Annotated in this window: 5 protein-coding genes; 1 reads left to right on the forward strand and 4 read right to left on the reverse strand. The window is 37.3% G+C overall.

Going from position 1 to position 12,143, the window contains the following annotated elements; translation table 11 throughout:
* Positions 1-18: 18 nt before the first annotated feature.
* Positions 19-2,265 carry a tetratricopeptide repeat protein gene (locus tag AsAng_RS17965; RefSeq protein WP_264788475.1) on the reverse strand — a complete coding sequence of 749 codons (2,247 nt, stop codon included), beginning with the start codon at positions 2,263-2,265 and terminating at the stop codon, positions 19-21.
* Positions 2,266-2,472: 207 nt separating this feature from the next.
* The gene (locus AsAng_RS17970; RefSeq protein WP_264788476.1) at positions 2,473-4,674 is read right to left on the reverse strand and encodes a tetratricopeptide repeat-containing sensor histidine kinase; all 2,202 of its coding nucleotides are present in this window, start codon (positions 4,672-4,674) and stop codon (positions 2,473-2,475) included.
* A 439-nt stretch (positions 4,675-5,113) separates the two neighbouring features.
* Between AsAng_RS17970 and AsAng_RS17975 the strand changes: the two genes are divergently transcribed.
* Positions 5,114-9,136, forward strand: a complete 4,023-nt coding sequence (locus tag AsAng_RS17975) for a LamG-like jellyroll fold domain-containing protein (RefSeq protein WP_264788477.1) — start codon at positions 5,114-5,116, stop codon at positions 9,134-9,136.
* A 25-nt stretch (positions 9,137-9,161) separates the two neighbouring features.
* Here AsAng_RS17975 and AsAng_RS17980 read toward each other — a convergent pair whose 3' ends face one another.
* Together AsAng_RS17980 and AsAng_RS17985 are read right to left on the reverse strand one after the other, a co-directional pair.
* The gene (locus AsAng_RS17980; RefSeq protein WP_264788478.1) at positions 9,162-10,688 is read right to left on the reverse strand and encodes an NAD(P)-binding protein; all 1,527 of its coding nucleotides are present in this window, start codon (positions 10,686-10,688) and stop codon (positions 9,162-9,164) included.
* A gap of 39 nt (positions 10,689-10,727) precedes the next feature.
* Entirely contained in the window at positions 10,728-11,900 is a 1,173-nt protein-coding gene (locus tag AsAng_RS17985) for a sulfotransferase family protein (protein ID WP_264788479.1), read from the reverse strand.
* Between the last annotated feature and the right edge of the window lie 243 nt (positions 11,901-12,143).

The raw sequence follows: 12,143 nt of genomic DNA on the forward strand, positions 1-12,143 counted from the left end.
TTAAAATTAATGATGGGTTTAGATGGTAGGAATTTCTACTTTTACTTTGGTGCCAAAAATTTTGCCTTGGGGGTCGAGTACATCCTGAATTCCAAAATTCAGGGGCATTTTATAACGCAGTTGGAATAACTCCAATCTATTTTGGGTTACTTTCATGCCCATTGACTCATGTTTGTTGCTTTTTTGTTGTTTGATTAACTCAGCCTGTTTTCGGCCAACCCCTGTGTCCTCTATTTCACAAACAATGCGTTCCCCTTTGCCCTTAATACGGATTATTATTTTTTTCTCCTCTCCCTCTTCTCGATTCATTACGCCATGCCAGATGGCATTCTCCACAAAAGGCTGCAACAACATACTTGGTACAATGGCTTTGTCATCTCCTTCCAAATCATTGACAATCTCAAAATCAAAGGCTGCTCCTGTTCTCAATTGCTCCAATTCTAGATACAAGCGCAAGGCTTCTATTTCTTCATTTAGCGCAATGCCTTCTTGATCAGATTGCATCAAAATTAGCCGCATTAGTTTGGTAAACTTCGTATGGTATTTATACGCCACCATGGGTTCTTCTGATAAGATTGTCCCTTGCAGCGAATTCAGAACATTAAAGAAAAAGTGAGGATTAATTTGCGCTTTTAGTGCCTTTTGCTCCAATCTCATAATCTTAAATTCTGTTTGGAGATTTTTTTGTCGATAAATTAAGGTTCCAATCCCAATTAACAATAAAATAAGCAAGATTAGCCCCAATATAATATAACGATTGCGTGTATTCAACTGAGCATTAAACGCAAGTTCTTGTTGCTGCAATTCGTTGTTTTTTTCTAATTCTAAATTTTCTCGTTTTAATTTTTCCGATTCGTATTTGATCTGTAAACTTACCATTTCCATTTGTTTTTCCTCAGAGAGATATTTTTCATGGATGGCATTGGCTAATACCTGATAGGCATAAGCCTCTTTATAGTTTTTTTGTTGGCTATAAAAATCGGCCATTGCTTTGTAGATGGCTTCAAGCTCTACATTACTTTGCAATTTTTTTGCCAAGGCCTCCGCTTTCTGAAAATAAGTCAATGCTTGAGCATTTTTATTCAGTCCTTCATAAGCATGCCCTTTGGTTATATAAATGGCAAATAAAACAGGTCCGCTATTTTCGTTAAGGTCTATAAAGGCTTCTGCTCTATCTAAAGAATCCAATCCTCTATTGTAGGCTCCCATTTGTTCTACCAACAAAGAAGCCACTTGAGAAAGTGTTGAAGCGATTCCATGTTGATCTTGTTTTTGATATAACCAATCTGTCGATTTATTATAATACAAAAGCGCACTATCTGTTTTGTTCATCTTCTGATATAGTGCACCTAAATTACCATACCAAGTTCCCAAATCTTCTCCTAGATAGGTCTTAGGATCTTTAAATATCTTTTTCCCAATTTCTATTCCAAGGTTAAATTGTTCGATCGCTGTTGGATAGTTCTCTAATTTTTGATTTACCATCGCTAAAGCAACATAAGATAGTCCAATATTTAAACTGTCTACACTTTTGATGTTCTTATTTAATGCCTCTACCAAATAAGGCATAGCCTCCTCATAATTGCCAATGGTAGACAGCAGTTTACCAATGAGATTAAGTACCTCTATTTCATGCCTTGTATCTTCTATATCTCTAGCACAAGCCAAAGCTTTTTGAGCAAATTTTAGTGCTGCAATATAATTATTTTGGTGGATCTTAGTAATGGCTGCATTTTCTTTTGTCTTGATTCCTAACGTTCCTTGACAGGGTAAGTCATAAATTTTATTATAATAAACTTCTGCGGAATCCAATTGCTGGGTTTGGACAAAAATCATGGCAATTTTGAAGTAATAATACCCAATGTATTCATAATTTTTTTGTGGCAACAGTAGGTTTAATATTTTGTAATATTGCTGTGTAGCTTCTTTTACCTTACCCTGATTCAAAAAGACATCTGCCAGAAAATCAAAACTTTTGGAAAGTGTTTGACTATCCTTCAACACTCTTGCCAATGTATCAAGCTGTTGGGCGCATTCTACTACTTTATTTAAATCCCCCTTTCTTAAAGCAACCTCAGCCATAAGATCCATGCTTCGTGCCATTCCTCTCTTATCTTGAACTTCCTTAGACAACACATATAATTGATTGGCATGGCTGCTTACCTTATCCAACTTTGGAATACCAAATAACGCTTCTTTTGCAATTAAAAAATGAAGTTCAGCGATACTGTCTTTAGGAGCGTTTTGAAGTTTTTCTTCTAACACTTCAAGCTTTGTTTGCCCAAACACAACAATGCTGCTAAAAAAAACGAGGACTATTGAATATATCAATCGGGAAATTTTCATAAAATGATTTAAAAACAATTAAGTAAAATAATTATAAGCCTAATAAATTTTCTACCTCTAAACATAGAAAATTTTGATGTAGCAAAGCCTAATTTTTGTTGCTTGATTACAGCCTTGCTTATTTCGTTAGATGGTAGGAATTTCTACTTTTACTTTGGTGCCAAAAATTTTGCCTTGGGGATCGAGTACATCCTGAATTCCAAAATTCAGGGGCATTTTATAACGCAGTTGAAATAACTCCAATCTATTTTGGGTTACTTTCATGCCCATTGATTTATGTTTGTTGGTTTTTTGTTGTTTGATTAACTCAGCCTGTTTTCGACCAACCCCTGTATCTTCTATTTCACAGACGATGCGTTCCCCTTTGCCTTTAATACGGATTATTATTTTTTTCTCCTCTCCCTCTTCTCGATTCATTACGCCATGCCAGATGGCATTTTCCACAAAAGGCTGCAACAACATACTCGGCACAATGACTTTACTGCCCTCTTCCAGATCATTGATGATTTCAAAATCAAAGGCTGCACCTGTTCTCAATTGCTCCAATTCTAGGTACAGGCGCAAGGCTTCTATTTCTTCACTTAGCGCAATGCCTTCTTGATCAGATTGCATCAAAATTAGCCGCATTAGTTTGGTAAACTTCGTATGGTATTTATACGCCACCATGGGTTCTTCTGATAAGATTGTGCCTTGCAGCGAATTCAGAACATTAAAGAAAAAGTGAGGATTAATTTGCGCTTTTAGTGCCTTTTGCTCCAATTTCATAATCTTAAATTGTGTTTGGAGATTCTTTTGTCGATAAATTAAGGTTCCAATCCCAATTAACAATAAAATCAGCAAGATTAGCCCCAATATAATATAACGATTGCGTGTATTCAACTGAGTATTAAACACAAGTTCTTGTTGCTGTAATTCGTTGTTTTTTTCTAATTCTAAATTTTTTCGTTTTAGTTTTTCCGATTCGTATTTGACGTCAAAACGCAAGATAACATCTTGCCTTTCCTTAGATTTTAGTTTATTGTCCCATTCTTCTACCAATAGTTGATATTGGTAAGCTTTTTTATAGTTCTCCTTATCGACATACAACTGTGCTAATTCTCGATAAAGATCCACTTTGTACTCTATTTCTTTGATCACTTTCTCTCCATTTAAAAGAGAACGCTCTGCATGGGTAAGTTGCCCCAATTTTCTATAGGCTCTTCCCTTCAATATTTGTATAGAAGAATAATAACGAAGGTATTTAGTGTCAGTAGAACCTATCTTTACAATAATTTTTTCTGCAACCAAAATAGAATCTAAAGCTGTCTGTGGATCTTCTCCTATTTCCATCATAATATCAGCCATAGAATAAATAGCACGAGCACGATTCATATCATTATACGTACGAAAATTTATTGCTTTTTGGATGTATATATAAGCACTATCATATTTTTCTACTTTCTTATATGCCATCGCTAAATTGGAATAGCTTGTCGCTAATGACCAATTAATTTTGATATTATATTGATGCGAAATTGCGCTTTCGCTAATAAAGATCGCTTTTTTATACCACTCTAATGCAATCTCATTCTCCCCCAATTCAAGATACATATTTCCTAACGTATTATAACTATCTAAAATAGAAACGGTATCTTTTAATTGCTGATTTATCATTAAAGCTTGCTCTGTATAATCAATTCCTAACTCATAATCATGCAGAAATACGGAATATCGAGCCAGTAAATTTAAAACCGAGCAACTCTCCTTGAAACGCTCAAGTGTTTTTGAACATGCTAAGGCATCATGTAGAATTTTGTAGGTTTCTTTATGTTCTTTTTTATAATTGATAAATGAATAAGCATTCATTTTAGCGGTAGCATCGGTAAAATACTGACAAGGGAGATTCAATATTCTATCTTTAAACAAATTCATGGAATCTGTTACATTCTTCCTTTTATAAAAAAAAGCAACATAATCATACAATCGAGCAACACTAAATCCTTCAAATTTTAAGCTGTCAACAACAGCCACTCCGTTCTCAAAAAACACTGCTGCGGAATCCATCAAATTCATTTTCTGATAGGTATACCCCAGATAAGTCCAACTTAGAATCAGTTCGTTAGTACCTTCTGTTTTTTCGCAAAAATTTTGGAATTTATGAGCATATGCTTTTGCTTTTGCCCAATCTCCCTTACTCCATGCAAGGGAAATTAGCTCATTATAAGTTGTTTTTACCACTGTATCTGAAGGATTACCAGTCAGTCTTCCTTCTAATTCAGTGTAATATTCTTGAGCAAAACAAACGGTACTAAAAAACAAAAACAGGGCTATAGAGAAGTACAATTTCATTCTGAATTGGGTTTTAATTTCAAAACAAGCGTATGCTATAAAACTCAACAATGACAATTTACATGCTTAATTTTTAACATATTCTTACCTAATAAACTGAAGTTGTTTAAAAATGGAATTTTGTTGATAATGAGTACTAATTTTTAGATAAACAAGGCAAAAATTTTCTTCATAGCAGCGCTATGGAGAAAATTTTTAACGCAGAGTAGCTAGAAATTAGCTTTCATTAGCGATGTAAGGCTATTCTTAAACAACTTCTTTATAAAAATAGAACGAATATATACAATCGAAAGCTGAAAGACAATCCTAAGGATTAAAAACTATAGGTTCTCAAAAAAAATGTGTATTAATTGTGTCCCCCAATTGTCAAAATGTAATACTTTCATTGCAAGTTGTATACAGTATAGACCATTTATTCGTTCTCTCTAAAACTGATTCTATGCAAAAATGGATACTTTTAATTAGCTTATGCTTTCCCTACTGGATTTTAGCACAATTACCAACTCCAAATTCATCGCAACCTAAGTGGGTACAGTTGATGTATGCCCCCAATGCTGATTTAGGAGCCGTACAACAAGCTTTTGAACATTACTACCAAAGCCATCCATTTATAAAAAACAAACACACTCAATATTACAAACGCTGGCAAAGGCAGTTCGCTCGCAGCCCCTATTGGCAAGGAATGACAAGCACTGAAAAACGCCACTATCAACAAAAACAAGCTGCCTATGTACAAAAAAGCCTAGCCCTACAACAGCAACGCAGCCCCACCTCTACTTGGCAAGGGATTGGTCCTTGGGACTTTGACCAAACAGCTGCTAGCACTTCTTATGCTTGCGGTGCTGCCCATGTTTATACGGTCGAGAAGTCAAATAGCAACCCCAACTTACTGTATGCAGGTACTGCTACTGCGGGGCTGTGGAAAAGTATAGACAATGGAAAAAACTGGACCTCGGCAACAAACAATTTAATGATAAACAGTGTCCGTGCTCTAGCAATAGATCCCAATAACTCCCAAGTTGTTTACTTTGCTTCTGATTTGGATGGAAAAATTTATAAAACAACCAATGGTGGTACGTCATGGAGCATCACAGGTGACTCGACCTTTAATGCCCTACACCATTATGTTCCTGACCTTGTTATTCACCCCAATTTTAGCAATGTATTACTGCTCGCATCTAGCGAAGGTTTATACCGCAGTACCAATAGTGGTCTTAGTTGGAATTTAGTATTGACTGGAATTTTCCAAGAAATAGAATACCATCCTTATATGCCCAACATTGTCTATGTCATTAAGCAAGTAGGCAATAAGACAGAATTTTATAAATCAACAGATCATGGGATCACGTTTGTTCACAAGCCCAATGGCTGGCCCGTTCCTGCCAATGTTCTAGAAGACCAACGCCGTACAGAAATTGCCGTTTCGCCCAATGATTCCAATAAAGTCTACGCCCTCTTAACGGGTGAAGTTGGTTTTGTTAGCGGTCTTTATGCCATTTTGGAAAGCAATGATGCAGGCGAAAATTGGTCGAGCCTCTGCTGTGGCGCAACCCTACCTAACTTTCCCAGTGTCAACAATCCCAATTTAATGCATTGGTTGGACGATGGCACAGGCAATGGAGGGCAATATTATTACGATTTGGCGTTAGCAGTTGCTCCCAATGATGCCGATTCTGTTTTGGTAGCGGGAGTCAACCTTTGGTTTTCTGGCGATGGAGCCAATAGTTTCTCCTGCCCCTCGCAATGGAACCATTCGTATAAGAACAATTATGTGCATGCCGATATTCATGACATTCGTTTTTATGGTACAGAAATATGGATCGCTTGCGATGGTGGCATTTTTTATTCTACCGATAATGGAGCTAGTTTTCAACGGCGTATGACAGGCATTCAAGGAACTGACTTTTGGGGATTTGGAGCAGGCTTTCAAGATGGCGAAGTGATGCTGGGAGGAACTTATCATAATGGCACCTTATTAAAAGATCATCAGGTTTATGATAATGGATGGCTTTCGACAGCTGGAGGGGATAATTATCGAGGCTTTGTCCATCCCATTCACAAACGACTGGCTTATTCTGACTATGGAGAGGAACATCTTTCTGGCAATCGACTAATTCCCAATATCAATAAACCTTTTGCCCACCTCCCCCATGCTGGCGTTACCGTTGGTTTTTCGGGAAGCATTAATTTTCATCCTCAAATTTACAATACCATTTATAGCACAGAATATCATAGCCTGTGGAAATCTGAAAACAATGGCTTGACTTGGCAAAAAATCCATGATTTTGGAACGGGATTGATTAGTTCTTTAGAAATTTCATGGAGCAACCCTAATGTTATGTACCTCAATTATCACCCGACCAATCCCAATGCAGATCGATTGATTTACAAAAGTGTTGATGGGGGCTATAATTGGACAGATATAACTCCCAATACGACCACCATTCCCACTGATCGTTGGGTTCCTTATGATTTAACCATTAGTTCAACCAATGCCAATACACTTTGGGCAGCTCGAACTTCTATTTATGAAGGAACACCTATTTTGGATGGGGCACAAGTTTTTCAATCGACCAATGGAGGGATTTCTTGGCAAAATATAACAACTACAGATTTAGATGGTGTTTATATTACCAATATAGAACATCAAAAAGGAAGTGCAGGAGGTTTGTATCTAGGGAGTCGAAATGCCGTTTATTATAAAAACAATAGTATGGTCAATTGGACCTTATTTAACCAAGGGCTCCCCTTCCGTACCCATTCTGTGCAGTTAGTACCTTATTATAAAGGTGGAAAATTACGCAATGGTACCAATCGTTCTGTTTATGAATGTGATTTTTATGAAAACACAGCTCCTATTGCTCAGATTAGCGTTAATCGCCAGACGAGCTTCTGTGCAAGAGATACCTTCTATTTTGCCAGTCACTCTGTTGCTCGTGCCAATGCTACCTACCATTGGCAATTTCAAAATGGCAACCCTAGTAGCTCGACCGATGAAAACCCTAAGGTTCTTTTTGCAGGAGGAGGCGATTATAGCATTACCCTAACGGTAACCGACTCCTTGGGTAGCAATACCCAAGTATTGTCCAATTTTATTCATATTGACAACCATTGCGAAAAAGATACTGTACCAGGTTATGCCTTGTACCTCAATCAGAGTTCAGATTATGTACAAACGCCGCCTCTAGGTCTCAACAGCAATCAACTTACCCTATCTGCTTGGATAAAACCTGATAGTATTCAACCAACCTACACAGGAATCATTAGCCATAGTAAAGATAGTCTGCCTGCTGGCTTATTATTCGGCGCTAACAATGAATTGATTTTTCAGTGGTCGGGCGCACAGTGGACTTGGCAGAGTGGTTTATTTGTTCCTGTTGATGAATGGTCTCATGTAGCTGTTGTCATTTCACCAGATTCTGCCACCGTTTATCTCAATGGGGTACCAAGTAGTTATGTTGCTAATTTGGGCAGCTTAGATTGGTCTGGGGGGATTACAATTGGACGTTATGCGAATTGGTTTAGCCGAAATTTTACAGGATGGATTGATGAAGTTTGCGTTTGGGACATAGCCCTCAGCCAAGATCAAATTCGAGCCACTCAGCACCTTACCAAATACGATGATCAACAAGCTAATTTGATTCATTATTATCAATTTAATGCCACGGCTCCTATTGCACTAGACCGAAGCGGCATTTTACATGGCGAATTTGTAGGCACAGCCAGTCGAGTATCTTCTAGCGCTCCAGTTGGTGGTGGCAGTAGCCAATCTCTGACCATCAATAACAGTGGCGTTTATGCTTTTCCGCAAGCACTAGCACAGCTTTATTTCCCATTTTCGGGTACTTATCCAAATGGAGAAGTTATTGTTAATCGTCTTAATGTTTCTCCAGATCAAATAGCAGGAAATCAACTGGCAACCAATGGCTATTGGATCATTAATAACTATGGCAGCAATCCCCTATTTACGCCTTTGGATAGCTTAATATTTGAGGCTCCAAACTTGCTCTATCCACCAGCGCATGCCTATACACTTTATCAACGCTCTACTCGAGCAGATGGTGCTACATGGGGAACCGTTTTGGATACTTGCGATGCCCTATTGAGTGCCCAACAATTACACTTTTCTAAAGCGTTGGTAATCGACCAGTTTGGGCAATTTATGATTGCCTCTGATTCGGCGGTTCTACTCCCCAACCAGCAACTACCCCAACAACATTTTCCTCATAAAATCATGGTTTATCCAAACCCCATTGGAGCACAGCAGACCTTAACGTTCCAAACCTTAGTTCCCAATCATTATCAATTATTGATTTACGATATGACAGGCAAGCAAATTTTAGAAAAAGATTTTAACGGCACCATCCTTCAATTAACGCTCCCAGATTGGGTCAAAGGAATTTACAGTTATCGCCTGAGTAGCGGACAAGAAATATACCATGGTTTATTAGAATATCGCTAGTACCCGTTGAGGTTTGCAGTCTTTTTTATCCCAACTTTTGTAACAAACGAGCAGCTTGCAACCCTGAGTCCGCCGCTTCAAAAAACAAAGGCAATCGCCCTGAATCTACTCCTGCATAAGCAATACCTGTTTGCTGAGTTCTTGCATTAGGATTTTGCAATAAAAAATTGGGTTGGGGTATTGGCATCGCATGCCCCATTACTTTGAGGTATACTTTTTCAATCTTTTTTCGAATGGGTTGCTTCAAAATTTCTTCTATGGCTTCAATGGTTTGCTCAACCAATGCTGGTGCCTTTTGGTCAATTTCCAATAAATCGTTGCGCAATTTAGGCTCCAAACAATAATAAGCCGTTAAGGTTCTCCGAGTTGTCAACGATTGAAATTGAGCCGCCGAATCAACAAACCCCATGAAATTAGGATTGCCAGACAAACATTCATTTTGCCAATAAACCTTTTCTAGTGTGTTTTGGTTTAATACAATATTGATGACTACCCAAGGAGCATATTGGTTATTTTTAAACAAATCATAACCTGTGGGATAGATATATTTTAGCGCATGTTTGTGAGCAGCGTAGACAATTTTAGTCGTTTGAATCTTAAATTGTTGTTTCTTTTTTACATCAATAACCGTTACTTCAAAGCCCTGTTCATTTTTTTCAATTGCTCGCACCAAACGATTCGCCAATAAACGTTCTTGTGGCAATTGGCTAATGATTTTTTGAGCAAAATAAGCATTTCCCTGTGGGGGCGAAAACAGTTCTGGGTTTTCATCAAAATAGGGACGACAAGTATAATAGTGAATTCCAGCCAGAGCAGAAATCATGGAGGAAGTAGCCCCCCAATCGTCTATCATACCATAATCTATTGCCGCTATAAAATTGGCATCCAAGGTAAGTTTTTGTTCTAAAAATGCTCTAAACGTTAAGGTATTCAGATCATGAAAAGCAGGATCAATCAAAGTAGTTGGCATAGGCATTTTGCCCACAAAAGGTCTTAATAGGGCTTCAAATTGCTGTTTCATCTTTCCTTCTGGCAAAACATCCTTCCGAAAAGTGCCCTTATCGTAAGTAATACTTTCCCTTTCTGAAGCAATTAAATAATGCTTATCGACAAAAACCCATTCTTCTTTGGTAGGATGCCGATCAATGACATTCAAATCATAAAGCATCTTTAAAACTTCCTTGCCATAATAAGCAGGATAAGCCAGATCATAATGCGCTCCTTGTGCAAAATATTGATCTTTGTGTGCATTGGCAGAAGAACTACCGCCTAGGTAATCCGATAGTTCGCACAATAAAAAATCCTCTGAACGCAACTGATAGGCAGCACTCAACCCTGCTATTCCCCCTCCTACAATTAAACATTGTGTGGTTAAATTTTCGCCCCAAGCATAATCCTTGCTTTCCCATAAGACATGTCCCACACCAGCATCTGATAAAATTTCTATATCAAAGTTATTTTCGGCTGTTTCTGTTGTCCAGTCATTTAGGTATTTGACAAGAATAGGGCTCAATGACAAGGCCCCAAACTTCATAAAATCACGTCGATTCATCCTATTTTGGCTAAGAGCTTACTATCAAATTAACATAAATTAGTTTTTGGGAGCAATCGTTGAAGCAGTATCATCCTTGTACTCTAAATCATAGCCATACTCTTCAAAAATAAAGCCCCATTCCTTTTGGATGCGTTTGACCATTTCGGGATCAATGGGAATAAATTTATTTTTCTTATAGCCCTTTTTAGAAGCTAAATAGCTTTGAATCGTTGGTTTTATTTGTTCCCAATCTCCTAACTCAAGCGTTTCGTAAATATGTTTAAAAACATCCAGCTCGCCTTCCTTTCCAATGTCTCCATAAGCAATTTCAACTAGCGATCCTTTGGGTACTAAATCTCTTGTATCCAAATAGCCTTGCATAATCAATCGGTAATTTTCCAAAATCATTTCTTCCTCCTCTTCATTCGAAATATCTTGCAAACGTTGACTTCTTAAAACCGCTCGATGCAAATGCTTGGTAGAAAGATACACCTGAAAAGGGTTTCGGTGAATGAATACAAATTTAGCCTTTGGAAAAAGTTCCAAGAGCTGTTTTATTCTAGCTGTGTTATTTGGATTTTTTAACAACAATCGCCCATTGCCTTTTTTCATCTTTGCAATTGCTTTTAAGATGTATGTATAATCCTTTTTCCATTTGGCATATTCCTTATTTGAAATGCCTTGAAATAAATTATACTTATAAAAATAAGAGCGATTCTTAGGAAAATAAAAACTGTTTACCCCTGCTGCCGTTGTTATGTTGCTCAACACCTGCTCTTCTTCCTGCGGTTTAGAAAGGGTCATTTCCATATTATCCATTGGACGAGTACTGGGCACCAATGGTCCCAAAAGTTTGTTCAACCAACCCATTCCCAACATCGAAATACTAAAAAAGAAACTTTGAAAATTATTCAGGTAAGCGAACTGCTTATCCTTAGCCAAGGTATAATGAACATGAGTCGTTCCACTTCGCCAATGCCCTAAGATAAAAACAGGAGAAGTTTTTGACAAGTCAAAATTCCGAAATTTAAACATTAATATTAATCGCTGTAACCATTGTAAAGGTGTTGATATAATAGAAAAAAAGTAAATTCGTAATTTCAAAGGAATCTTACTCTTAGAGGTTTTATTCTCACCAAATAATTTCCAAAGGTTGCTAACTCTTGTAACATAAAGTTGACTACCTGGTATGTCATAATTTGCTTTAGGATTCTCCTTAATTTTTGCCATCTTGATCTATTAACTATTAAATTCACCTGCAAAGATAACAAGTAGTTGAACAAAATAAAGCTAGACCACCATTATGATTATTATAATATTCAAATTCCCTCCAAAAACTGTAGTACATCCTTAATTCTTTATTTCTTGTTTGTTTTTTTTAAATTCTCGTTCTTTGATAGCTCGTAGGTTTGTGCGGTAAATCTTCTGGAATATAAAACGCCTCTACCCCCTTGTTACTACTTTTGTTATACG

The sequence above is a fragment of the Aureispira anguillae genome (assembly GCF_026000115.1).
GTDB classification, from domain to species: Bacteria; Bacteroidota; Bacteroidia; order Chitinophagales; family Saprospiraceae; genus Aureispira; species Aureispira anguillae.